The organism is Aeromonas sp. R9-2 (assembly GCF_040908025.1).
Lineage (GTDB): Bacteria > Pseudomonadota > Gammaproteobacteria > Enterobacterales > Aeromonadaceae > Aeromonas > Aeromonas veronii.
In genome coordinates, this window is record NZ_JBFOCX010000035.1 from 126376 (window position 1) to 148967 (window position 22592).

Annotated in this window: 26 protein-coding genes; 9 read left to right on the forward strand and 17 right to left on the reverse strand. The window is 59.2% G+C overall.

Going from position 1 to position 22592, the window contains the following annotated elements; genetic code table 11:
* Positions 1–28: 28 nt before the first annotated feature.
* Positions 29–499 (reverse strand): Rrf2 family transcriptional regulator, encoded by a 471-nt coding sequence (locus AB5Y71_RS20435; protein ID WP_139741553.1) that lies wholly within the window; start codon positions 497–499, stop codon positions 29–31.
* Positions 500–610: 111 nt separating this feature from the next.
* Between AB5Y71_RS20435 and hmpA the strand changes: the two genes are divergently transcribed.
* Entirely contained in the window at positions 611–1804 is a 1194-nt protein-coding gene (gene hmpA, locus AB5Y71_RS20440; protein ID WP_368172322.1) for an NO-inducible flavohemoprotein, read from the forward strand.
* Between the two features lie 99 nt (positions 1805–1903).
* Here the strand turns inward: hmpA and AB5Y71_RS20445 are convergent, their stop codons facing one another.
* The 6 genes from AB5Y71_RS20445 to AB5Y71_RS20470 form a co-directional block, all read right to left on the reverse strand.
* A complete protein-coding gene (locus AB5Y71_RS20445) occupies positions 1904–2488 on the reverse strand; it encodes a tetratricopeptide repeat protein (protein ID WP_026034955.1) in 585 nt (194 codons plus the stop codon).
* A gap of 395 nt (positions 2489–2883) precedes the next feature.
* On the reverse strand, positions 2884–3819 hold the full coding sequence (mdh, locus tag AB5Y71_RS20450) for a malate dehydrogenase (RefSeq protein ID WP_005340384.1): 936 nt from the start codon (positions 3817–3819) through the stop codon (positions 2884–2886).
* A gap of 221 nt (positions 3820–4040) precedes the next feature.
* Complete coding sequence (gene artM / locus AB5Y71_RS20455; protein WP_005348902.1) at positions 4041–4703, reverse strand: arginine ABC transporter permease ArtM; 663 nt, start codon at positions 4701–4703, stop codon at positions 4041–4043.
* Between the two features lie 3 nt (positions 4704–4706).
* Positions 4707–5357: an arginine ABC transporter permease ArtQ gene (artQ, locus tag AB5Y71_RS20460; RefSeq protein WP_064338813.1), complete on the reverse strand. Its 651-nt coding sequence runs from the start codon at positions 5355–5357 to the stop codon at positions 4707–4709.
* A gap of 3 nt (positions 5358–5360) precedes the next feature.
* Positions 5361–6098, reverse strand: coding sequence for a transporter substrate-binding domain-containing protein (locus AB5Y71_RS20465; protein ID WP_019445594.1), 738 nt, complete (start codon positions 6096–6098; stop codon positions 5361–5363).
* Between the two features lie 24 nt (positions 6099–6122).
* Complete coding sequence (locus AB5Y71_RS20470; RefSeq protein WP_005357971.1) at positions 6123–6863, reverse strand: ATP-binding cassette domain-containing protein; 741 nt, start codon at positions 6861–6863, stop codon at positions 6123–6125.
* A gap of 201 nt (positions 6864–7064) precedes the next feature.
* Between AB5Y71_RS20470 and argR the strand changes: the two genes are divergently transcribed.
* Positions 7065–7535 carry a transcriptional regulator ArgR gene (gene argR / locus AB5Y71_RS20475; protein ID WP_005340378.1) on the forward strand — a complete coding sequence of 157 codons (471 nt, stop codon included), beginning with the start codon at positions 7065–7067 and terminating at the stop codon, positions 7533–7535.
* 90 nt (positions 7536–7625) lie between these two features.
* Here the strand turns inward: argR and AB5Y71_RS20480 are convergent, their stop codons facing one another.
* The 5 genes from AB5Y71_RS20480 to glnK all read right to left on the reverse strand — a co-directional run bounded on the left by AB5Y71_RS20480 (position 7626) and on the right by glnK (position 13021).
* Entirely contained in the window at positions 7626–8531 is a 906-nt protein-coding gene (locus AB5Y71_RS20480) for a Dyp-type peroxidase (RefSeq protein ID WP_040067425.1), read from the reverse strand.
* Positions 8532–8634: 103 nt separating this feature from the next.
* Positions 8635–9669 (reverse strand): ABC transporter ATP-binding protein, encoded by a 1035-nt coding sequence (locus tag AB5Y71_RS20485; protein WP_128815594.1) that lies wholly within the window; start codon positions 9667–9669, stop codon positions 8635–8637.
* A gap of 82 nt (positions 9670–9751) precedes the next feature.
* On the reverse strand, positions 9752–11377 hold the full coding sequence (locus AB5Y71_RS20490) for an ABC transporter permease (protein ID WP_368172323.1): 1626 nt from the start codon (positions 11375–11377) through the stop codon (positions 9752–9754).
* 39 nt (positions 11378–11416) lie between these two features.
* The gene (locus tag AB5Y71_RS20495; protein WP_368172362.1) at positions 11417–12424 is read right to left on the reverse strand and encodes a Fe(3+) ABC transporter substrate-binding protein; all 1008 of its coding nucleotides are present in this window, start codon (positions 12422–12424) and stop codon (positions 11417–11419) included.
* 258 nt (positions 12425–12682) lie between these two features.
* Positions 12683–13021 carry a P-II family nitrogen regulator gene (gene glnK / locus AB5Y71_RS20500; RefSeq protein WP_005341406.1) on the reverse strand — a complete coding sequence of 113 codons (339 nt, stop codon included), beginning with the start codon at positions 13019–13021 and terminating at the stop codon, positions 12683–12685.
* Positions 13022–13222: 201 nt separating this feature from the next.
* Here glnK and arfB point away from each other — a divergent pair, with 201 nt between their 5' ends.
* Positions 13223–13639: an alternative ribosome rescue aminoacyl-tRNA hydrolase ArfB gene (gene arfB / locus AB5Y71_RS20505; protein WP_019445599.1), complete on the forward strand. Its 417-nt coding sequence runs from the start codon at positions 13223–13225 to the stop codon at positions 13637–13639.
* A 31-nt stretch (positions 13640–13670) separates the two neighbouring features.
* Complete coding sequence (locus tag AB5Y71_RS20510; protein WP_368172324.1) at positions 13671–14162, forward strand: methylated-DNA--[protein]-cysteine S-methyltransferase; 492 nt, start codon at positions 13671–13673, stop codon at positions 14160–14162.
* A 359-nt stretch (positions 14163–14521) separates the two neighbouring features.
* Here the strand turns inward: AB5Y71_RS20510 and AB5Y71_RS20515 are convergent, their stop codons facing one another.
* From AB5Y71_RS20515 to tapT, 4 genes are all read right to left on the reverse strand, one after another.
* Positions 14522–14947: a hypothetical protein gene (locus AB5Y71_RS20515; RefSeq protein WP_005340360.1), complete on the reverse strand. Its 426-nt coding sequence runs from the start codon at positions 14945–14947 to the stop codon at positions 14522–14524.
* 194 nt (positions 14948–15141) lie between these two features.
* Entirely contained in the window at positions 15142–15915 is a 774-nt protein-coding gene (yaaA, locus tag AB5Y71_RS20520; protein ID WP_064338818.1) for a peroxide stress protein YaaA, read from the reverse strand.
* A 47-nt stretch (positions 15916–15962) separates the two neighbouring features.
* The gene (tapU, locus tag AB5Y71_RS20525) at positions 15963–17072 is read right to left on the reverse strand and encodes a type IVa pilus ATPase TapU (protein WP_368172363.1); all 1110 of its coding nucleotides are present in this window, start codon (positions 17070–17072) and stop codon (positions 15963–15965) included.
* A 28-nt stretch (positions 17073–17100) separates the two neighbouring features.
* The gene (gene tapT, locus AB5Y71_RS20530; protein WP_005340354.1) at positions 17101–18135 is read right to left on the reverse strand and encodes a type IVa pilus ATPase TapT; all 1035 of its coding nucleotides are present in this window, start codon (positions 18133–18135) and stop codon (positions 17101–17103) included.
* Positions 18136–18174: 39 nt separating this feature from the next.
* Between tapT and AB5Y71_RS20535 the strand changes: the two genes are divergently transcribed.
* The 5 genes from AB5Y71_RS20535 to AB5Y71_RS20555 all read left to right on the forward strand — a co-directional run bounded on the left by AB5Y71_RS20535 (position 18175) and on the right by AB5Y71_RS20555 (position 21171).
* On the forward strand, positions 18175–18876 hold the full coding sequence (locus tag AB5Y71_RS20535; RefSeq protein ID WP_368172325.1) for a YggS family pyridoxal phosphate-dependent enzyme: 702 nt from the start codon (positions 18175–18177) through the stop codon (positions 18874–18876).
* A gap of 142 nt (positions 18877–19018) precedes the next feature.
* On the forward strand, positions 19019–19843 hold the full coding sequence (proC, locus tag AB5Y71_RS20540; RefSeq protein WP_368172326.1) for a pyrroline-5-carboxylate reductase: 825 nt from the start codon (positions 19019–19021) through the stop codon (positions 19841–19843).
* Between the two features lie 11 nt (positions 19844–19854).
* Positions 19855–20406, forward strand: coding sequence for a YggT family protein (locus AB5Y71_RS20545; RefSeq protein WP_005340343.1), 552 nt, complete (start codon positions 19855–19857; stop codon positions 20404–20406).
* On the forward strand, positions 20406–20708 hold the full coding sequence (gene yggU / locus AB5Y71_RS20550; protein ID WP_005340341.1) for a DUF167 family protein YggU: 303 nt from the start codon (positions 20406–20408) through the stop codon (positions 20706–20708). The genes AB5Y71_RS20545 and yggU overlap by 1 nt, the downstream gene beginning before the upstream one ends.
* Positions 20709–20751: 43 nt before the next feature.
* On the forward strand, positions 20752–21171 hold the full coding sequence (locus AB5Y71_RS20555) for a DUF4426 domain-containing protein (protein WP_005340339.1): 420 nt from the start codon (positions 20752–20754) through the stop codon (positions 21169–21171).
* 101 nt (positions 21172–21272) lie between these two features.
* On the opposite strand, the gene AB5Y71_RS20560 is transcribed toward AB5Y71_RS20555, so the two are convergent.
* Positions 21273–22469 carry a NupC/NupG family nucleoside CNT transporter gene (locus AB5Y71_RS20560; RefSeq protein WP_279461050.1) on the reverse strand — a complete coding sequence of 399 codons (1197 nt, stop codon included), beginning with the start codon at positions 22467–22469 and terminating at the stop codon, positions 21273–21275.
* Positions 22470–22592: the final 123 nt, after the last annotated feature.

Here is a 22592-nt window from a genome sequence, read left to right on the forward strand (position 1 = left end):
AGTGGCAGCCCTTTTCTATTGCTTATCGTCATTGCTCATCTTCATCATCCGGCTCCAGCACCAGCGTCGGGATCAACTCGCCGAACACCCGTTGCAGCTCGTCACGGTTGGCCAGCAGGTCTTGCAGCGTATAGCTGTCCATCACCACCAGAAACGCATCCATCGCCTCTTTCAGCGCACTCTTGAGCAAACAGACAGAGACGATGTGGCAAGCGGGCGAGCCGCAGTCAATGCCGTCCAGATTGCCTTCCAGCGCCCTGATCACCTGCCCGATATTGATGGTGGCGGGATCGCAAGCCATGCGAATACCGCCATTCTTGCCCCGCTGGGATTGCAGATAGCCCAGCTTCACCAACTGATTGACCACCTTCACCATGTGGTTGCGGGAAACGCCATACAGGGCCGATACCTTGGCAACGCTCGACAACTCCCCTTCCGGCAGGGTGGCAAGATAGAGCAGGGCTCTCAATCCAAAATCTGTATAACTGGTTAGTCTCATAAAACCTGATTAGCGCGATGCGAAAAGTGGAGTATTGATTCAAATCAAATAAACATCTAGGATGCCACTTATTAAATGACATTTTATATGTTCAATTAGAACGAGGCCCCTATGCTAGATCAAACCACCGTTGCCGTCATCAAAAGCACCATTCCGCTGCTCGAATCGGCAGGCCCTGCCCTCACCCAGCACTTCTACCAGCGGATGTTCAGCCATAACCCGGAGCTGAAAGATATCTTCAACCTGGCCCACCAACGCAGTGGCGGCCAGCCGCTGGCCCTGTTCAATGCAGTCGCCGCGTATGCAAAGAATATCGACAATCTGGGAGCGCTCGCCGGTGCGGTCGAGCGGATTGCGCACAAACATACCGGATTCCTGATCCAGCCGGAACAATATCACATTGTAGGTAGTCATCTCTTGGCCACGCTCAAAGAATTGGGCGGAAGTGCGGTCACCGACGAGGTGCTGGAGGCATGGGGCAAGGCGTATGGCGTGCTGGCCGACATCTTCATCGGCCGCGAGCGGGAGATCTATCAGGAGAAGGCCAATCAGGATGGCGGCTGGCAAGGTACCCGCACCTTCATCATCAAGGAGAAGCGAGCCGAGAGCGACCTCATCACCTCCTTCCTGCTGGCACCGGAAGATGGCAAGCCGGTGCTGACCTTCAAACCGGGCCAATACCTCAGCATCAAGCTGGTTCACCCCGAGCTGGAATATCAGGAAATCCGCCAATACTCCCTCTCCGATGCCCCCAACGGGCAGGATTACCGCATCAGCGTCAAGCGTGAGCCGCAGGGCCAGGTCTCCAACCTGCTGCACGATCACCTGCAGGCGGGTGACAAGATCGAAGTGATGCCCCCTACCGGCGATTTCTACCTGAAAGCCGACAGCCAGACCCCGGTGGTACTGCTCTCAGCCGGTGTCGGCGTGACGCCGATGATGAGCATGCTCAACCAGCTGCTGGCGAACGGCCATCAGGCTGATGTCACCTGGCTGCACGCCTGCGAACAGGGCGCTGTACACGCCTTCCGGGAGGATACTCAGCAAAAATCCCGCCAGCATCCCAACTTGCTGAGCCGGATCTGGTATCGGGAGCCGGAGGCCAGTGATGTGCAGGGTCAAGATTACGATCTGGCCGGCACCATGGATCTGACTGCCGTGAAGGAGCGCATCACGCCTGAGGCCCACTACTACTTCTGTGGCCCTGTCGGCTTCATGCAAGAGATCAAGCGGCAGCTGCTGGCGGCTGGGGTGCCAGCGGGGCAGCTCCATTACGAAGTTTTTGGCCCCCATCAAGATCTCTAAGGCGCAGGCAGCCATATAACAGAGGGAGGTTCCGGCCTGTCATGGCACGGCGGCTGGAACCGGACCCACAGGTGCAGATCTGTGGGTCATTTTTTTGGATCAGTGCATCGCCTTGGCGCGGGCCACCACGTTGGCCGGCATCCTGTTGCCAAGACGGTTGAGCAGACTCGCCGCCTTCTGGTGCAGCGCCTTGTCACCAATGACGGAGCCATGGAGCCAGCGATAGGCGTCCTCATAATCGAGCGGACTGCCCATCCCCTGCAACAGCATCTCGACCCACTCGATGCGAGCCCGCAGAAAACCAAGGCTGGCCGCCTCGCGCATCAGAGTTTCGGCTCGCACCAAATCCTTCTGCACCAAAGTTCCTTTCCAGTAGTAGCGACCCAGCTGCTCCAGCGCCGGCGCCAACCCCTGATTGGCCGCCTCCCACATATATTGCACCCCGAGCTCGGCGTTGGACTTGGTACAGACCCCCCACGCCAGCATATCCCCCCAGAGGAATTGATAGGCCGGGATCTTCATCACCGAGGCGCGCGCTTCGATATCCTGAGTCAGCTGACAGCGATCCTGTTTAACCTGAGTGAGGTGGCGCCCCTGCTCAATCCAGTTGAGCAGCTCGTCCTGACGATAGAGCGGCACCGCCTGCAACTCGCCAGCGGCCAGAGGAGCGGGAGGCGCCACCACAGCAGCAGGCTCCGCCGGTTTTGGCAGCGGCGCGGCCCCCTCGCCACTGCTGGCAACGGGTGTGACCGGCTCGGCCGGAAGCAAGACGGGGACTGCCTCAGAGGGAGCTGGCGTAGCAGCAGAGACAGGGGCCGTTGCCACCGCAGCACTGCTTGCTGTCGGTGCCGATGCACTTGCTGCAGGCGCATCGCTCGATACGGCAGCCGATACCGCCTCGGCACCATAGAGGGGCGCGGTGAATGCACCGACAAGAACGAGAAGGGTAAGGGGTTTCATCATAAGGATCTCCTGCTGCACTCTGTTATCGGCACCAAGCCCCATCCCCTTAGCCTGCCGGGCGGATCTCATCAATACAAAAGGGAGCCGAAGCTCCCTTGTTGGCACGGTTGACCCGCTTACTTGACGAAATCGACACCCAGCTGGATATCGGCTTTCAGGGTAGCCAGCATGCCTTCCATCGCTTCCTGCTCGAAGGCGCTCAGCTTGCCGTAATCCAGTACGGTTTCGACGCCGTTCTTGCCCAGCAGTACCGGCTGCGCGAAGAAGGTGGCGTGCTCGCCGTTGCCTTCCACGTAGGCGCACTCGACAACGTTGGCTTCGCCCTGCAGACCCTTGATAAGGGAGAGACCAAAACGGCAAGCCGCCTGACCCATGGAGAGGGTTGCGGAACCGCCACCAGCCTTGGCTTCAACCACTTCGGTGCCAGCATTCTGGATACGCTTGGTCATTGCAGCCACTTCTTCAGCAGTGAAGGAGGCGCCTTCAATCTGGGAGAGCAGCGGCAGGATGGTGACGCCACTGTGACCACCGATCACATTGACGCGTACCTTGTCGATGTTCAACCCTTTGGCAGCGGCCACGAAGGTCTCGGCGCGGATCACGTCCAGGGTGGTGACACCGAACAGGCGACGCTTGTCATAGACACCGGCTTTCTTCAGCACTTCGGCGGCGATAGCCACAGTGGTGTTGACCGGGTTGGTGATGATGCCGATCAGTGCTTTCGGGCAAGTGGCCGCGCACTTCTCGACCAGATTCTTGACGATACCGGCGTTGATATTGAACAGGTCGGAGCGATCCATCCCCGGCTTGCGTGCCACACCGGCGGAGATCAGCACCACATCGGCCCCAACCAGCGCAGGAGTCGGATCTTCACCGCAGAAGCCCTTGATGGCGACGTCGGTAGGAATATGACTGAGGTCAACGGCCACACCCGGAGTAACCGGGGCGATGTCATACAGGCTCAGCTCGGAGCCGGCAGGCAGACGGTTTTTCAACAGCAGAGCGAGGGCTTGACCGATGCCACCAGCGGCACCCAGAACGGCAACTTTCATGATCAACTCCATGTTTAAGCGTAGGTTTAAGGTTGTTTGTTGTTGTGCGCCCAACCTTAATGGATCCCCCCATAAAAAACAATCTGATAACAGTTGCAGTCACGGGTTCTGTGAGCCACGAAACATGCGGGAGCAAAAATTGGAGGGAAATACAAAAAGTTGGAGGAGAAGCACAGTTTTTCTGCACTTCCCCTTACCATAAAGAGGTAGATTCAAGGGTCTCAGGATTGGAATGCCAGCGCCCGTTTTTCACACCAGCGAAAACCAATTGTTAACAATCCGTTCATCGCCAGATAAAGCCCGCCAGCCACCCCGAACACCGCCAGGGTATCGTAGGTCTGGGCGTTCAACCCCTGCGCCAGCCCCATGATGTCCATGATGGTGATGGTACTGGCGAGGGAGCTCCCCTTGAGCACCAGGATCACCTCGTTGGAGTAGGCAGGCACCAGATGACGGGCAGCATGACGCACCTTCATCCACAAGGTCTGGCGGCCGTTAAAGCCAAGCGCACGACACGCCTCTACTTCACCGGCCGGGATGGCATCAAGCGCCCCCTTGAACAACCGGGTGGAATAAGCCGCTGTGTTGAGACCCAGCGCCAGCACGGCGCAGAACCAGGGCTGCTTGAGCAGCGGCCAGAGCGGGCTAGCTTTCAGCCACTCAAACTGGCCCGGCCCGTAGTAAATCAGGAAGATCTGAATGAGCAGCGGCGTACCGGTAAAGAGCAGCACCCACAGCTGCACCAGCTGGGTCGCCACCGGCAGGCGCAACTCCAGCACCCAGGTCATCAGGGCCGCCAGCACAATCCCCAGCAGCAGGCTGAACAGGGTCAGTTCCAGCGTGGTGACCAGACCGCCCAGCAACGTAACGAGATACTCTTGCATCAGTTAGCCTCCGTAGCGGCGGGTGTAGCGGGCAGCCAGCCCGAGGCCATATTCACTCACCAGACTGATGGCCAGATAGATGAGGGCGGCAGCGGCATACCAGGTGAAAGGCTCATAGGTACTGGCCGAGGCCATCTGGGCCTGACGCATCATCTCGTTGACCCCGATAAGCGACACCAGCGCGGTATCTTTCAGCAATACCAGCCACTGGTTGCCGAGGCCCGGCAAGGCATGGCGCCACGCCTGCGGCAACACGATGCGAAAAAAGATGTGCCTCTTGCTCAAACCCAACGCCAGCGCCGCCAGCCGTTGACCTGAAGGCACCGCATTGAGCGCCGCCCGCAGGGTCTGGGTCGCATAGCTGGCGAACAGCAGGGAGAGCGCCAGCACGCCACAGGCGAACGGACTGAACTCCACATACTCGCCAGTGATGAGGAACAGCACCTGGGTCGAGCCGAAGTAGATGAACAGCACCACCAGCAACTCGGGCAGGCCACGGATCAGCGTGGTCAGGGTGGCCACCGGCCACACCAGCGCACGCTGCTTGCTGAGCTCGGCGGCACTGAACGCCAGTGCCAATACCATGCCCCCGACCAGTGATGCCAAGGCCAGCCCGAGGGTCATCCAGGCTGCATCCAACAACAGGCTCAACATGGCTTACTGCGCGAAGTATTTGTCGAAGATTTTCTGATAGGTGCCATTGGCCTTGATCTCGGCCAGCCCCTTGTTCAGCTGGGTCAGCAGCTCCTGATTGCCCTTGGCGACCGCGATGCCAAAGCCGGTACCGAAGTACTTGGCATCCGTCACCGGTGCACCCACCACCGCATACTCCTTGTGCTGCTTCAGCCAGTCGGCTGCGACAGCGGTATCAGCAAACACACCGTCGGTACGGCCATTCATCATGTCGAGGAAGGCACTCTGGTAGCTGGCGTACGGCACGGTCAGCAGACCCTTGCTCACCCAGTTATCCACCAGATAGGACTGGTGAGAGGTACCGTTCTGCACACCGACAGTCTTGTCGACCATCTCTTCCGGCCCCTTGAAGGCCCCTTTCTTGGCGACGAATACGGCCGAGTTCTCGTAGTAGATGTCGGAGAAGTCGACCTGAGCGGAGCGCTCCGGGGTCACGTCCATGGCGGCGATGGCTGCATCGTAGCGACGGAATTTGAGGCTGGGGATCAGGCTGTCAAAGGCCTGGTTATGGAAGCTGCACTCCAGCTTGGCCTGCTCGCAGATGGCGCGCGCCAGATCGATGTCAAAACCCTGAAACTCGTTCTTGTCATCCAGGTATTCGAACGGCGCGTAGGTGGCCTCGGTGGCGAACTTGATCTCTTTGGCCATGACGGAGGTACTCAACAGGCCCATGGCAGCAACCAACAACAGACTCTTTTTCATGACAGCTTCCTTATCGATTCAATATCAATGCATCAAGAATTCGGCAAACCGGCTGGTTTGCGGGGATTGGAAAATGGCAGCGGTGCCGGATTCGATGATCCGCCCCTTCTCCAGATAAATCACCTGGCTGGCCACCTTGCGGGCAAAGTCGACCTCGTGGGTCACCACCACCTGGGTAATGCCGGTCTGGCTCAGGTTGCGGATGATCTCGGCCACCTCCTTGGTGATCTCGGGATCGAGGGCAGCTGTCGGCTCGTCAAACAGCAGCACTTCCGGGTCCATCATCAGGGTACGGGCAATGGCCACCCGCTGCTGCTGACCGCCGGAGAGACGGGCAGGCCAGGCATCACGCTTGTCGGCCAGTTGCAGCTGGGCCAGCAGATAGGCCCCCTTCTCGATGGCAGCCTCCTTGCTCATGCCGAGCACCTTGACCGGCGCTTCAATCAGATTCTCCATCACAGTGAGATGTGGCCAGAGATTGTACTGCTGGAACACCATCCCCACCTTGCGACGCAGCAGTTGGGACTGGCGGTTGAATTCGGCAGCAGAGAGGGAGTTCGGGAAAGAAAATTCACTTTCACCAATCCGCAGAACACCCGCATCCGGGGTATCCAGCAGGTTCATCATCCGTAGCAGGGAACTCTTGCCAGCACCGCTCGGGCCCAGCAACACCAAGGTTTCACCGGGGGATGTCCGAAAGCTGACCTGTTGCAGAACCGGCACCTTGTGCCAGGACTTCTCGATACCTATTAATTCAATACCCATACAGCCCAATTGAATAAGTTTTCAAAATTTCATCCCGATTCTATCCCTAATAAAGGTTGATGCAAGCCATTTTTGAATCAATATGCAGAACAAGCGCCGCTTCCTTGCAAAAAACGGCATATGAATGCAAAATGGCCCCGCTGTTCGTATCTGCCGCCTGTATTGCACAGGCCGCCACACCTCCTCATTCGTGAGACCAAGATGAAACACAACGACAAGCAAGAAAAACTGGCCAAGGCCTTTAAAGCCTTGCTGAAAGAAGAGCGCTTTGGCTCCCAGGCAGAAATCGTCACCGCCCTGCAAGAGCTGGGCTTCGAGAACATCAACCAGTCCAAGGTATCGCGCATGCTGAGCCGCTTCGGCGCCGTTCGCACTCGCAACGCCAAGATGGAGATGGTCTACTGCCTGCCGGTGGAACTGGGCGTGCCCACCACCTCCAGCCCGCTCAAGAATCTGGTACTGGACGTCGATCACAACGGCGCACTGGTGGTGATCCACACCAGCCCGGGCGCAGCCCAGCTGATCGCCCGCCTGCTCGACTCCCTCGGCAAGGCAGAGGGGATCCTCGGTACCATCGCCGGTGATGACACCATCTTCATCACCCCGACCAGCGACACCGATATCGAAGAGCTCTACCTCTCCGCCCTCGAGCTGTTCGAACAGACGCCGTAATGGCCGCTACCGCGTCATAGCGGTCACGCCAGAACGAAAAATCCCGGCCAAGGCCGGGATTTTTGTTTTCTGAGTCTTAGTCAGGCGGGCTTATTTGCCCTGCGCCATCAGAAAACCTTCAGATGGAGCGAAGAAAGCCGCGCCGGTCACGGCCTTGGTGAAGCGCAGCAGGTGGTCAAAGTGGCTGCCCTCCCCCTTGTACATGCTGGCCAGCATGGCGTTGAAGTGCTGCGGAGTGCGGCAGCAGGAGATGAAGTAGAGTCCCTGCTCGGTCATGGTGCCCCAGGGCATGCTCTGGCGCAGGATCTCCATGGACTCCCCTTTCGGCGTCTTGAGGTTGACCCGCTTGATGTGGGCGGTCAGCGGCTTGGCAGCAGATTCATACTCGATATTGTCGGGCTTGGTACGACCGATAATGTCTTCCTGCTCTTTTTGCGCCAGCTTCTCCCAGTCGCTCATGGCGTGGACCCAGCGCTGGACGTGAATGTAGGAGCCACCGGCAAACTCGCCATCAGCCAGCAGCGCCACTTCGGCACGGTGTTCATCCTGCGGGTTCTCGGTGCCATCGACGAAACCGGTCAGGTCACGGCAATCCAGATTGCGGAAACCGCGCACCTCTTCGGCCAGTTCGACCAGTCCGGCCAGCAGTGCCATCACTCGGTGACCGGCGTGGTGCAGCACATCCACCCGATCGGCGCGCAGCTGAATAAAGAGATCAAACGGGGTGTTGGGGGCCTCCTGACCGTTGGCGGATTGCGCCATAAAGCTGCGGAACTGGGGCGGACGGGCGGCAGGGTAGAGACCATCCCAGGCATCGGCGCCAACGGCAACCAGACCGCTGAAACCGGCATCGGGGAAATCGGCGGCGACCGCCTGCCACAAGGCGGGCAGTTTGGCCAGACGGCCGACCAGTTCGGCGGCATCGCCGGTACGATTGAACATCAGATAGAGGGCGTGCAGATTCGGCTCTGCGCAGATCCCGGCTTGGGCTTTCATATATCTCTCCCCTGAGTAGGCGTTAGCGTTACGGGCTATTTGCGTTGCGCGATTATAAACCAGAGTGGATCCAGTTCTTTGATTTCACGACGATATCACGCGTTCAGGGCAAAGGGTCAAACAACACCAATCCATGGGGAGCGACCTTGATCCGTGCCCGCATCCCATCAAGGGGCTCGCCAATGCTCGCCTCCAGCTGCAGATCGCCACACTCGAACAGCACCCGGCAGTGGTGGCCGAGGAACTGCTGCTCCACCACCTTGAGCTCCCCATCTGCGGCGCTCTCCAGCAGCAGTTGCTGGGGTCTGAGCATCAGCTGCAACTGCTCACCCACCGCACGGCCATGAGGCTCACTGCCACAAATGACCCCGAGCGCCGTCTGCACGCAGTGGCTGTCCACCACCTCGGCAGCCAGATAGTTGACCCCACCGAGAAACTCCGCCACGAAGCGGTTTTGCGGACGGCGATAGAGCTGCTCCGGCTGGCCCACCTGTTCGATGTGACCAGCGCGAAACAGCGCCAGCCGATCGGCGAAGGCGAACGCCTCTTCCTTGCTATGGCTGACGAAGATGGCGCCAATCCCCTGCTGCTTGAGCAGGGTTCGGATCTCGAGGATCAGCTTCATCCGCACCTGGGTATCGATGTTGGAGAAGGGCTCATCCAGCAGCATCAGCCGCGGCTTGCACACCAGCGCCCGGGCGATAGCCACCCGCTGCTGCTGACCACCGGAGAGCTGGTGCGGATAGCGATCCCCCAGCCCCTGCAGATTGACCAGCGCCAGCGCCTCGTCCACCTGCTGCTGGCGGGCGCGGCGATCGAGTTTGGTCAGGCCAAAGCCGACATTGTCGGCCACCGTCAGGTGGGGAAAGAGGGCGTAATCCTGAAAGATCATGCCGATGTTGCGCGCCTCGGGCGGCACGCTGGCACCCGGCCCGTCGAGCAGGGTATCGCCGAGGCGAATAGAGCCCTCTGCCAACGGCAGCAGCCCGGCGATGGCCTTGAGCAACGTGGTTTTGCCGCAGCCACTGGCTCCCAGCAGGCAGACGATCTCGTTGTCTGCCACCGTCAGGGAGAGCTGCTCCAGCACATTGCGGCCGTTGTAACGACAGCTGACATTTTCAACCTGCAAACAGGACAAGGCTGACTTCCTCTCGTTTCTGGCGGCGCGCTGCCTTTCGGTTCAGCACACCGCATGCAATTTCATTGACCGACGCGGCGACTCAGTGGCCCGGACTGTCCAGACTGCGGTTGACCCAGATCAGCGGCAACAGCCCCACCAGCACAATGACGATAGCCCCCAGCGCGCCACGCTCCAGCATCTCGTCCGAGACAAACTGATAGACGTGGGTCGCCAGAGTATCGAAGTTGAACGGCCGCAGCAGCAGGGCGGCGGGCAGCTCCTTCATGGATTCGATAAACACCAGCATGGCACCGGCAAACAGACCGCGGCGCACCAGCGGCAGATGGACCCGGCGCAGCATGCCGCCATCCCCCTGCCCCAGGGAGCGGGCAGCCATGTCGAGACTGGGGGAGATCTTGCCCATGCTGCTCTCCACCGAGCCGATGGCGATGGCCACGAAGCGCACCAGATAACCGAACACGATGGCGGTGATGGTGCCGGTCAGCAGCAAGCCCGGGCCTTGACGCCCGAGCCACTCGGCCAGATCGTTGATGGCAAAGTCGAGGGCGGTGAGCGGTACCAGCACACCGATGGCGAGCACGGTACCCGGCATGGCGTAACCCATGGCGGCGATGCGCAGGGGCAACAAACTCTTTATCCCGCCATCGAGGCGACGGAAGAAACCGAGCAGCAGGGCAATCCCCATGGCCAGCAGGGCGGTCAGCGCCGAGATGAGCAGACTGTTGCCGGCGAAGCGAACAAACTCCGGCGTCCACGACAACTCGAAGTAGCGCACACCGTAGTCAAGCAGGATGACGAACGGCAGGCCGAAACCGGCCAGCACCAACCCCCAGCACCAGAGACCGGCGAGAGCGCGGCGAATCCCCTTGAGCGGATAGCGCAGCGGCTGCTCATGGCCCATGGACTTCTGGAACACCTGCTGCCGACTGCGCGAGCGGCGCTCCAGCGCGATCAACAGCACCACAGCCAGCAACATCAGGCAGGAGAGTTTCGCCGCGGTGGCCAGACTGCCATAGCCGAGCCAGGTGTCATAGACCGCCGTGGTCAGGGTGTTGATGGCAAAGAAGTGGACGGTGGCGAAATCGGCCAGCGTCTCCATGGCCACCAGCGATACCGCCACCATGATGGCGGGGCGCGCCAGCGGCAGACTGAGACGATGAAAGCCCTGCCACGGCGTACAACCGAGCAGGCGGCTGGAGTGGATCAGGCTGACTGACAGCTCGAGAAAAGAGGCGCGGGTCAGCAGATAGACATAGGGGAACAGCACCAGCGCCAGCACCCAGGCGGCGCCGCCAAGGGAGCGAATGGCCGGAAACCAGTAATCGGCTGGACTGTTCCAGCCAAAGAGTGCTCGCAACCCGGCCTGTAGGGGGCCCGAATAGTCGAGCAGGTCGGTATAGACGTAGGCGACGATATAGGAGGGCATGGCCATTGGCAGCATCAAGGCCCACTGCAGGGCGCGCCGCCCCGGCACCTGACACATGGCCACCAGCCAGGCGGTGGGTACGCCAAACAGCAGGCTGAGCAGCACCACGCCGACCACCAGCCCCAGGGTATTGCCCAAATAATCGAGCAGCACGGTATCGGCGAGGTGGCGAAAGAGATCTCCCTCAGCCGAGAAGGCAGAGAAAAGCAGGGCTATAACCGGTAAACCCAGCAGCAGGGCGATGGCCCAGCTGCCGGTCATCCATCCAAAATTTTTCATGAGACCACAGATGTTGATGGGGCCGTTGGCCCCATCTGATTACAAATCGAACTTCACTTCATCCAGCAACTGCAAGGCGTCCTTGCGGTGCTTGGCGTAATCGCTGACCGGTAGTGCGTCAGACTTGAAACTGCCCCAGGACTTGACCATGGCGGAAGGCTCGACTCCGGCCTTGACCGGATATTCGGCGTTCACGTCCGCATACATGTGCTGGGCGGTGTCGCCAGCCAGAAACTCCATCAGCTTCTGGGCCTCGGCCTTGTTCTTGGCATATTTGGTCATGGCCACGCCGCTCACGTTGACATGGGCACCGCGGTCAGCCTGGTTCGGGAAGTTGATATAGACCGCATCCGCCCAGGACTTCTGCGCCGGATCTTTCAACATGGCGCCCAGATAGTAGCTGTTGCCGAGCGACAGGTCACAGATGCCATCCTTGATCGCCTTGACCTGATCCCGGTCGTTGCCCTGCGGCTTACGCGCCAGGTTGGCCTTGACCCCTTCCAGCCAGGTTTTGGTCTCGGCCATGCCGTGATGGGCAATCATGGAGGAGACCAGCGCCACATTGTACTCATGCTTGCCGCTGCGGGTGCAGATTTTTCCTTTGAATTCAGGCTTGGCCAAGTCTTCGTAGCTGATGGTGTCGAGCTTGCCTAGGCGATCCTTGCTGGAGTAGATGGCGCGAACCCGGGTGGTCAGGGCGAACCAGCGATTCTCCGGATCACGATAGATGGCGGGGATGTTCTCCTGCAGGATCTTGCTATCCACCGGCTGTACCAACCCCTTGTCCACCAGATCGGTCAGACGGCTGATATCGACGGTCAGCATCAGGTCGGCCGGAGAGAGCTTGCCTTCCCGCTCCAGACGCTCGTTCAATCCCTCTTTGGCGAACACCACGTTCACCTTGATGCCAGATTCCTTCTCGAACTGCTGGATGATGGGCTTGATCAGCTCATCCTGCCGGTTGGAGTAGACATTCACTTCCCCGGCCGCCAATGCCGACTGAGCTGCCAACGCAGAGAAAGCCAGTGCCAACATCTTCATTTTCATCATCCATTCCTTGATTAGCTATACAGAGTGATAACGATTTCCGTTTGCATTCTGCATACATCTTATAAGCGGATCAAGAAAGCTCGCCGTCGCCACATCACATATTTCATCGCCCATAAATGAAAAGGGCCGGATGGAATCCCATTCGGCCTCTTCTGAGCAAAACGTTATGTTGATCAGGCTTCAATAAGCGCTCACTCCATCGGGATTCCCCGAGATCGGGAGGTCAACAGATCTGTACGTCACGGATGCGGTTCATCACAGTGCCTCGTCGTCACTTTCGCCGGTGCGGATACGCACCGCTTGCAGCAAGTCGTAGACAAAAATCTTGCCGTCGCCGATCTTGCCGGTATAGGCCGCCTTGCAGATCGCCTCGATCACCCCTTCCACGTTATCATCGGCGGTGGCAATCTCCAGCTTCACCTTGGGCAGGAAGTCGACCTGATACTCGGCTCCCCGGTATAATTCGGTGTGTCCCTTCTGGCGGCCAAATCCCTTGACCTCGGACACGGTCAGCCCTTCCACCCCCAGGTTGGCAATAGCCTCGCGGACATCGTCCAACTTGAACGGTTTGATAATCGCACTAATCAGCTTCATCTGGTTGCTCCCAATCCATGGTGTGTCATGAATCGGGTTTCAATTCTTATGCCAAGTATTTTTATTGTTTTATTTCATATAGATAGAGTTTAATGTCGGCGCCATTCGCCAGGTACATCCCCATAACTGGCCAGCACGCCCCATAATGAGGCACCATGCTGCAGCGGTCAGCGGGTATGCACCAAACAAGAGCAAAACAGCATGTTAGTTATCTCCAACAGCGTCACAATTCCCTGGCATGAGCTGCAATTTCAGACCATGCGGGCACAGGGCAACGGTGGACAGCACGTCAACAAGACCGACTCCGCCGTCTGGTTGCGCTTCGATTACCGCAACTCTCCCAGCCTGACGCCCCTCTACAAGGAGGGTCTCGACAAGCTGAGCGACAGCCGGGTACACGATGGCTTTGTACTGATCCGGGTCGAGAGCCATCGCAGCCAGGACATGAACCGCAAGGAGGCGATGAGCCGTCTGGTGGAGTTGCTGAAAAAAGCAGCCTGGCGCCCCAAGGCTCGTCATGCCACCAAGCCGACCCGCAGCTCCCAGCGCAAACGGGTCGATGCCAAAAAGCGCAAGGGGGATATCAAGTCCGCCCGCGGCAAACCAGTTCTGGACTGAGCCCCCCCCGACCCCCAAAGGATGTCAGCCGATGAGATACAGTTTTTGCGACAGCGCCCGCGGCCCCCTGCTGGTCGCCATCGATCAGGATGGCCTGCGCCACGTGGAGTTCATGCACGGGGAGCGCCCCGTCATGCCGCAAACTGACTGGCAACGGGATGACAAGGCGCTGGCCCCCTATCTTGCCCAGTTCACCGCCTATTTTGCCGGAAAATTGCAGCAGTTCGATCTGCCCATGGCAGCGAAGGGCACCCCGTTCCAGCAAACGGTGTGGAACGCTTTGTGTGATATCCCCTATGGCGAGACCGTGAGCTATCTCGAGATTGCCCAGGCTATCGGCAATCCCAAGGCAGTGCGAGCGGTAGGTGCTGCCAATGGCCGCAATCCGCTGAGCATCATAGTACCCTGCCATCGGGTGATCGGACGCAGCGGCAATCTGACCGGCTATGCTGGCGGCATTCCCATCAAGCGCTGGTTGCTGGCACTGGAACAGGAAGGCACAACATTCGAGCTGGCCCCATGAGACGGTGAGCGCCTTGGAGAGGGCGGGACAATATCGCGACCAGAATGAAAAGGCTTTCAGTCAGTGACCACGCTTTGCTGACAAGATGAACAGAAAATGAAGAATCGCCTCAGAACTACTTCAGATTGAGCTTGGCATGATGGCTCCATACTTGAATGGCACGGCTCATTCGCTGATTCAAGTAGCACCCATGTGACGCTTCCAATCTGTCTTTTTCCCCGCGCCTCCTCTGAGGCGCTTTTTTTGTGCCGACACAACAGGCCACCACCCAAGCTGAATGGCCTGAACGCCACAAAATCTGCACCAGCCCAAAAACCAAGAGGCGAAGGATCATCCTTCGCCTCTGACGTAACAGCTGGCTACTCGCTCTGGGGCAGGAATTGCAGCTCCGGCGCCGAGGAGGTCAGCACATCGGCACAATAATCCCAGGTCGAGATGCGATAGTGCTGCAGATCTTCATCCAGATGCAGGCCGTCCGACTCCTGATGGAACCAGCTGGCAAAACGGGATGGAGTGATGAGCTGGATCTGCTCTTCGATGGCGTGGCTATCCTTCCCCTCGGCCAGATCGCAATCCTCGATGACCCGCAGGGCATAGATATGGCGAAAATAGACCCGGCAGAGGATTTGCGGGGGCAGATCGATGCTGCGTGCCCGCCCCAGCATGATGGTCAGAGAGTCGCTCCAGAGATCCTGATGCAGCTCGGCCACAACCAGACCGGGCGGTAGCTGGCGGGACGGAGCCCAAGGGACGGCAACCTGCCGAATGGCATTTTTCTGTTCCATATTCACCTCACGACGACTCGCTCCCTGTCTTGAGTCTATCTGAACCACATAGTCCCGGCGAAGGCAATCGATGGACAATAAAAACGGCAATAAAAAAGCCGACGTATCAAACGTCGGCGAATAAAAAGTGCTTACAACAGAGGATTCACATATTCAGACCCGCGGGTCGAAAGATTGGTTCCCTCTTTTTGTAATTAATTTTCGGCGCGTTTAAACATCAGGGTATTGGCGTCCGACTCTTCCGGCACGAAGTAGTAACCCTCGGCGTTGAAACCGGTCAGCTGCTCCACCTCGGTCAGACGGTGCTTGATGATGTGGCGAGCCATCATGCCGCGCGCCTTCTTGGCGTAGAAGCTGATGATCTTGAACTGGCCGTTTTTCTCATCCTTGAACACCGGTGTGACAATCCGCCCTTTCAGGCTCTTGGGTCGTACCGACTTGAAATACTCGTCGGAGGCCAGATTGATCAGCACTTCATCCCCCTGCGCTGCCAGCGCGTCGTTGAGGTGGTGAGTGATCACCTCGCCCCAGAACTGGTAGAGATCCTTGCCTCGGCTATTGTCGAGCCTGGTCCCCATCTCCAGTCGATAGGGCATCATCAGGTCGAGGGGACGCAACACGCCATAGAGGCCGGAGAGCATCCGCAGGTGTGCCTGAGCAAAGTCAAAATCGGCCTCGCTAAAATCCTCTACCGCCAAACCGGTGTAGACATCCCCCTTGAAAGCCAGCAGTGCCTGACGGGCATTGGCGGGGGTGAAATCTGGCTGCCACTCGGCAAAACGGGCGGCATTGAGACCGGCCAGCTTGTCGCTGATCTTCATCAGAGTGGCGATCTGGTCCGGGCTCAGTTGGCGGGCCCGGCTAATCAGTTCGGCGGAGTGATCCAGCAGCTCGGGTTGGGTGAAACGGGGTGTCACCAGCGGTGACTCGTAATCCAGCGTCTTGGCCGGGGAAACCACAATCAGCATAACGTTCCTTTATGGCGAGGGGCCGAACGGCAGAGCGGCCCCATGATTCATTCATCCAGCGTCACATTGTCCAGCGTGCCGGTGCCGAGCCGCTCGCGACCGGAGAGCTTGATCAGCAGTCGCAGGTCGTTGGCCGAGTCAGCGTGGGCGAGTGCCTCACTGTAGCCAATCTGGCCGGCGCAGAACAGGCTGAAGAGCGCCTGATCGAAGGTCTGCATACCCAGCTCGGTCGATTTGGTCATCACCTCCTTGAGGCGATGCATCTCTCCCTTGCGGATAATGTCGGTGATGAGCGGGGTATTGAGCAGGATCTCGAACGCGGCGCAGCGCCGCTTGCCATCCATACTCGGCACCAGCTGCTGGGCGACAATGGCCTTGAGGTTGAAAGAGAGATCGAACAGGAATTGGCGGTGTTTGTCTTGCGGCACCAGATGGAGGATGCGATCCAGCGCCTGGTTGGCATTGTTGGCATGCAAAGTGGCGAGACAAAGGTGTCCCGTCTCGGCGAACTGCAGGGCAAACTCCATGGTCTCCTGACTTCGGATCTCGCCGATCAGGATCACGTCCGGCGCCTGACGCAGCGAGCTTTTCAGCGCCACATCGAACGACTCGGTGTCGATCCCCACCTCTCGCTGGGTCACCAGACTGCGACCATGCTGATGGACGAACTCCACCGGATCTTCCACTGTCAGAATGTGACCATCGGCATGCTGGTTGCGATAGCCGATCATCGCCGCCTGGGTGGTCGATTTGCCCGCCCCGGTGGCGCCGACAAACAGCACCAGCCCCCGCTTGGCCATCGCCACCTCTTGCAGGATCTTGGGTAGCTGCAGATCTTCAAAGGTGGGAATGCGGGTCTCGATGCGCCGCACCACCATGCCGGGCAGCTCCTGCTGCCAGAAGGCGCTGACCCGAAAACGGCCAAGTGCCTCGCGATAAATGGCGTAGTTGGCCTCCTTGGTGCGGATATAGCGTTCGAAGTGATCGCTGCTAAGGGTTTCCCTGACCAGCGTCAGCGCCCCCTTCTTGTCGAGCGCTTCGCCCCCCAGCGACACCAGATGGCCATTCACCTTGAGGGTGGGCGGCGAGCCCACCGTCACAAACAGATCCGATCCCTTTCGCTCGACCAGCTCGCTCAGCAGATCATCCAGATTCATCATCTATCCCTCCCTGGGTGCGAGTCTCTTAAATGCTGTTGGGATCAACAGCCTTGGCCTTGGCATCGAGGGATGCCACCACGCCACGACTCACCAGCTGCTTGAGGCTCTGATCCATGGTCTGCATGCCGTGGGTCATCCCGGTCTGGATCACCGAGTAGAGCTGGGCAATCTTGTCCTCCCGGATCAGGTTACGGACCGCAGGAATGCCCATCATGATCTCGTGGGCCGCCACCCGGCCACCGCCAATACGCTTGAGCAGGGTCTGGGAGATGACCGCCCGCAGGGATTCGGAGAGCATGGAGCGCACCATGTCCTTCTCCGCGCCGGGGAAGACGTCGATGATACGGTCGATGGTCTTGGCCGCCGACGAGGTGTGCAGGGTGCCAAACACCAGATGGCCAGTTTCAGCTGCGGTCATGGCCAGACGAATGGTCTCAAGGTCGCGCATCTCGCCCACCAGAATGATGTCCGGGTCTTCCCGCAGGGCCGAGCGCAAGGCGTTGCTGAAGCTCTTGGTATCGCGGTGCACTTCCCGCTGGTTCACCAGACAGCGCTTGTTCTCGTGGACGAATTCAATGGGGTCTTCGATGGTGAGGATATGGTGATGGAAGTTCTCGTTGATGTAGTTGACCATGGCCGCCAGGGTGGTCGACTTACCGGAACCGGTCGGGCCGGTCACCAACACCAGACCCCGCGGGAACTCGGCAATCTTGCGGAAGATCTCCGGCGCATCGAGATCCTCGAGGCTCAGCACCGTGCTGGGGATGGTACGAAATACCGCGCCCGAACCGCGCGCCTGCTGGAAGGCGTTGACCCGGAAACGGGCCAGATTGGGCACCTCGAACGAGAAGTCGACCTCGAAGTTCTCCTCCAGCTCCTTGCGCTGATGGTCGTTCATGATGTCGTAAATGAGGGCATGCACTTCCCGGTGTTCCAGGGCGGGCAAATTGATCTTGCGAACCTCACCATCAACCCTGATCATCGGGGGAACCCCGGCCGAGAGGTGTAGATCCGAGGCTTTATGCTTTACACTGAAAGCCAATAACTCTGTGATATCCATAGACTTGTCATTCTCCCATCACAAGATCACTAACGAAATATGAACCAGATTGCCCAGCACCTGTTTCAGGTAAAGGAACGTATTGCCCAGGCCACCGAACGGGCGAGCCGCAACCTGCAGCAGATCCGCCTGCTGGCCGTGAGCAAGACCAAACCGGCCGAGGCCATCATGGCTGCCCATGCCGCAGGTCAGCGCTGCTTTGGCGAATCCTACGCCCAGGAAGCAGCGGCCAAGATCGATACCTTGCGCCAGCAGCCGGAATATAGCGACATAGAGTGGCACTTTATCGGCCCTTTGCAATCGAACAAATCCAAACTGGTCGCCGAACGGTTTGACTGGGTGCAGAGCGTGGATCGGGACAAGCTGATCGACCGCCTCAACAACCAGCGTCCCGCCAGCATGGCACCGCTAAATGTTTGTCTGCAAATCAATATTAGCGGAGAGAGCAGCAAATCCGGAACGTCGGAACAAGAGATTTTCCGCCTTGCCGAGCAGGTCTCCCACAGTGAGCGACTGGTACTGCGGGGACTGATGGCCATTCCCGAGCACACCAGTGACGAGAGCGTACTGGCCGCCCAAATGACCCGTATGCAGACTCTGTTCACCGAGCTTGCGCGACAATACCCCACGGTGGATACCCTCTCGATGGGGATGACCGAGGATCTTGAACTGGCGATAGCCCACGGCAGCACCATGGTGCGGGTCGGCACCGCCATCTTCGGCGCCCGTGACTACTCATAGGCAAGGCCAGCGGATAACCCATACGTCCGCCTCTTGCCGCGACTTCATCAACAGGAGCGTTTGATGGAACACCGAATTCTGGCGTCAGGTGGTGCAGGTAGCGCCAACCCCGCCGCGACCCCATGTGCAACAGGAGCATCTGATGCAGCATAGAACGCTGGCCTTTATCGGCGCGGGCAACATGAGCCGCAGCATCATCGCCGGTCTGGTCAAGGCGGGTTATCCCGCTGGGCAGATCACTGCTGCCAACCCCAGTCTGCCCAAGCTGGAGGCGCTGGCGAGCGAACATGGCATTCGCATCACCCAGAGTAATGCCGAGGCGGCCCGCGATGCCGAAGTGATCGTGCTGGCGGTCAAGCCGCAGCTGATGGCCGGCATGCTGTCAGCACTGGTTGCCGAGTTGGACTCCCTTGAGGGCAAGCTGCTCATCTCCATCGCGGCTGGCATCAAGGTGGCGCGCCTTGGCGAGATGGCCGGTGGCCATGACCGCATCATCCGCACCATGCCCAATACCCCGGCCCTGCTGGGTCTGGGCATGACCGGTCTCTACGCGCCCGTGCATATTGGAGCCAGTGATCGCAACTTTGCCGAGCAGATGATGCAGGCGGTCGGCAAGACCCTCTGGGTGGAGCAGGAGTCCGGCATCAACGGCGTCATCGCCGCGGCGGGCAGTGCTCCGGCCTACTTCTTCCTCTTTATGCAGGCCATTGCCGAAGAGGCCGAAGCGATGGGCTTCTCGCCCGATCAGGCACGCCTGCTGGTGCAGCAGACTGCGCTGGGCGCAGCCGCCATGGTGGAGCAAAATCCCGAGCTGGCGCTGCAGACCCTGCGTGAGCAGGTCACCAGCAAGGGCGGCACCACAGCCGAAGCCATCAAGACATTCCAGCAGCAGGGGCTGATGCCGCTGACTGCGCAAGCCATGCAGGCGGCCGTTGCTCGCGCCACCGAAATGGAAACCCTCTTCTAACAGGAGCCCAGATGAACACTGCTTACTTTCTGATTAACACCGTTTTCGATCTCTACCTGATGGTGATCCTGCTGCGCGTCTGGCTGCAGTGGGCCCGTGCCGACTTCTACAACCCGATGAGCCAGATGGTGGTCAAGCTGACCAATCCGCTGGTGATCCCGCTGCGCCGTGTGATCCCGGGCTTTGGCGGCATCGATCTCGCATCCGTGGTGCTGGCGCTGGCTGTCGCCTTCCTCAAGCTGGCCCTGCTCAAGAGCATGAACGTACTGCTGGCGGACTGGCTCAGCATCAGCCTGTTTGCCGCGCTGACCGTGCTGAAGAAAGCGGGCTCGATGATCTTCTGGGTACTGCTGATCCGCGCCATCCTGAGCTGGGTCAGCCAGGGCCGCAACCCCATCGAATACGTGATGCATCAGCTAACCGAGCCGTTCCTCGCCCCTATCCGCCGCGTACTGCCGGCACTGGGCGGACTGGATCTCTCGGTGCTGGTCGCCTTTATCGGCCTGCAAGCCATCAACTACCTGCTGGGTGACCTGTTCGGCCAGCTGTGGTGGATGATTTGATGCCAGCCGTCCTGCAACAAGGGGATGAACTGGTACTGCATCTGGTGATCCAGCCCAAGGCGAGTCGGGATCAGATCATCGGATTGCATGGCGAAGAGCTGAAAGTGGCCATCACGGCGCCGCCGGTTGATGGCCAGGCCAACAGCCATCTGATCAAGTTTCTGGCCAAGCAGTTCAAGGTGGCCAAGGGACAGATCACCATAGTGCGGGGCGAGCTGGGGCGACACAAAACCGTCGCCATCGACAGCCCCAAACAGTTGCCGCAAGAAGTGAGTGCGCTGCTGAATGACACGCAAGGCTGAATGAATCGGCCTGCGCCAACCGTAGATATGAGAGGGATGACAGATGAAAACAGCCTGGATGAGTGGCCTGCTGGCACTGCTGATGACCCTGCCGCTCAAGGCAGAACAGATGAAGGAGCTGGGGCCCTGGTTGGTGCACTACAACGCCTTCAACTCCAGCTTCCTCACACCGGAGGTCGCCAAGGCGTATGGACTGGAGCGCAGCCGCTACAACGCCATCATCAATATCGCGGTACAGGACAAGCAGAAAGTGGCGCAAGCCGTGGGGATCACCGGTGAGGCCAAGAACCTGACCGGCACCATCCGCACCCTGAACTTTCAGGAGGTAAAAGAGGGGGATGCCATCTACTATCTGGCGACCCTCCCCTACCGCAACGAAGATACCTATCAGTTCACCCTGAAGATCATGGGCGGTGGGCAGCAACAGAACCTCAGCTTCCAGCAAACCTTCTACGTCGACTGAGCAGCAACAAGAAGCCCCGACCAAGGCCGGGGCTTCATTTTATCCATATGACAAGGGCGCCATGAGGGCGCCCTTGTTACATCTATTCCGTACCGCGACTGTTACATGGCGAGGAACAGGCCGGCCAGACAGGCGCTCATCAGGTTCGCCAGCACGCCGGAGAGAATGGCGCGCATGCCGTAACGGGCGATGAAGGATTTGCGCTCCGGCACCATGGAGCCCAGACCACCGATCAGGATCGCCATGGAGGAGATGTTGGCAAAGCCGCACAGGGCGAAGGTCACGATGGCCTTGCTCGACTCGCTCAGGGTCTGATCCTGCACCAGACCGATAAAGGCGACGAACTCGTTGACCACGATCTTGGTACCGATCAGGGCGCCAGCGGCTTGCGCCTGATCCCAGGGCACACCGATCAGCCAGGAGACGGGGGCAAACAGCCAACCCAGAATGATCTGGAAGCTCAGATCCAGCCCTACCAGACCACCAGCCCAGCCGAGAAGTCCATTGAGCATGGCGATCACGCCAACGAAGGCCAGCAGGGTGGCACCAACCGCCACCGCAATATTGAGGCCTGACATGGCGCCATCGGCCGCCGCTTCAATCACGTTGGTAGCGCGGGGGATCTCTACATCCTGATGGTGATCGACCTCTTCAGCTCCCGGCGGCACCAGGATTTTGGCCATCGCCAGACCGGCAGGGGCCGACATGAAGGCGGCAGCGATCAGGTATTTCAGCTCAACCCCGAGGCTGGCATAGCCCACCAGGGTGCCACCGGCGACGGAAGCGAGACCACAGCTCATCACCGCGAAGAACTGGGAATCGGACATCTTGGAGAGGTAGGGTTTGACCACCAGCGGCGCTTCCACCATGCCAACGAAGATGTTGGCGGTCGCGGAGAGGCTCTCGGCGCGTCCGGTGCCCAGCAGCTTCTGCAAGCCGCCGCCCAGCAGGGCGATCACCCGCGGCATGATGCCGATATGGTAGAGGATGGCGATCACCGCGGAGAAGAAGATGATGACCGGCAACACGTTGAAGGCAAAGATGAAGCCCAGCTTGAACTTGGCCAGATCACCGAACAGGAAGGCGATCCCCTCCTGACCGTAACCAATCACGCTGCTTACGCTCTCGCTGACCCCGTTCAGCACCTGCTGACCGGCAGGCAGCCAGAGCACCAGACCGGCAAACATGATTTGCAGGCAGAGGGCAAGGCCAACTGTTCGCAACGGGATACGACGACGATTATCAGAGCAGATGACGGCAAGCGCCAGGATACTCAGGATGCCGAGCAGGGCAATCATAGGGACTCCATCAGGTGGGGCAAAAGATGGGCGCGGATTCTGCGCCTCTCCCCCCGTCACTGCAAGTCCGCTTGGTTACAACCCTGTTAGAAAAAACGTTTGCACGATATCGGTTGCGCCAAC

Coding starts and splice junctions, on each gene's coding strand:
- AB5Y71_RS20435 (WP_139741553.1), bottom strand. CDS start 499: ATGAGACTAACCAGTTATACAGATTTTGGATTGAGAGCCCTGCTCTAT.
- hmpA (WP_368172322.1), top strand. CDS start 611: ATGCTAGATCAAACCACCGTTGCCGTCATCAAAAGCACCATTCCGCTG.
- mdh (WP_005340384.1), bottom strand. CDS start 3,819: ATGAAAGTTGCCGTTCTGGGTGCCGCTGGTGGCATCGGTCAAGCCCTC.
- artM (WP_005348902.1), bottom strand. CDS start 4,703: ATGCAAGAGTATCTCGTTACGTTGCTGGGCGGTCTGGTCACCACGCTG.
- artQ (WP_064338813.1), bottom strand. CDS start 5,357: ATGTTGAGCCTGTTGTTGGATGCAGCCTGGATGACCCTCGGGCTGGCC.
- AB5Y71_RS20465 (WP_019445594.1), bottom strand. CDS start 6,098: ATGAAAAAGAGTCTGTTGTTGGTTGCTGCCATGGGCCTGTTGAGTACC.
- AB5Y71_RS20470 (WP_005357971.1), bottom strand. CDS start 6,863: ATGGGTATTGAATTAATAGGTATCGAGAAGTCCTGGCACAAGGTGCCG.
- argR (WP_005340378.1), top strand. CDS start 7,065: ATGAAACACAACGACAAGCAAGAAAAACTGGCCAAGGCCTTTAAAGCC.
- AB5Y71_RS20480 (WP_040067425.1), bottom strand. CDS start 8,531: ATGAAAGCCCAAGCCGGGATCTGCGCAGAGCCGAATCTGCACGCCCTC.
- AB5Y71_RS20490 (WP_368172323.1), bottom strand. CDS start 11,377: ATGAAAAATTTTGGATGGATGACCGGCAGCTGGGCCATCGCCCTGCTG.
- AB5Y71_RS20495 (WP_368172362.1), bottom strand. CDS start 12,424: ATGAAAATGAAGATGTTGGCACTGGCTTTCTCTGCGTTGGCAGCTCAG.
- glnK (WP_005341406.1), bottom strand. CDS start 13,021: ATGAAGCTGATTAGTGCGATTATCAAACCGTTCAAGTTGGACGATGTC.
- arfB (WP_019445599.1), top strand. CDS start 13,223: ATGTTAGTTATCTCCAACAGCGTCACAATTCCCTGGCATGAGCTGCAA.
- AB5Y71_RS20510 (WP_368172324.1), top strand. CDS start 13,671: ATGAGATACAGTTTTTGCGACAGCGCCCGCGGCCCCCTGCTGGTCGCC.
- AB5Y71_RS20515 (WP_005340360.1), bottom strand. CDS start 14,947: ATGGAACAGAAAAATGCCATTCGGCAGGTTGCCGTCCCTTGGGCTCCG.
- yaaA (WP_064338818.1), bottom strand. CDS start 15,915: ATGCTGATTGTGGTTTCCCCGGCCAAGACGCTGGATTACGAGTCACCG.
- tapU (WP_368172363.1), bottom strand. CDS start 17,072: ATGAATCTGGATGATCTGCTGAGCGAGCTGGTCGAGCGAAAGGGATCG.
- tapT (WP_005340354.1), bottom strand. CDS start 18,135: ATGGATATCACAGAGTTATTGGCTTTCAGTGTAAAGCATAAAGCCTCG.
- AB5Y71_RS20535 (WP_368172325.1), top strand. CDS start 18,175: ATGAACCAGATTGCCCAGCACCTGTTTCAGGTAAAGGAACGTATTGCC.
- proC (WP_368172326.1), top strand. CDS start 19,019: ATGCAGCATAGAACGCTGGCCTTTATCGGCGCGGGCAACATGAGCCGC.
- AB5Y71_RS20545 (WP_005340343.1), top strand. CDS start 19,855: ATGAACACTGCTTACTTTCTGATTAACACCGTTTTCGATCTCTACCTG.
- yggU (WP_005340341.1), top strand. CDS start 20,406: ATGCCAGCCGTCCTGCAACAAGGGGATGAACTGGTACTGCATCTGGTG.
- AB5Y71_RS20555 (WP_005340339.1), top strand. CDS start 20,752: ATGAAAACAGCCTGGATGAGTGGCCTGCTGGCACTGCTGATGACCCTG.
- AB5Y71_RS20560 (WP_279461050.1), bottom strand. CDS start 22,469: ATGATTGCCCTGCTCGGCATCCTGAGTATCCTGGCGCTTGCCGTCATC.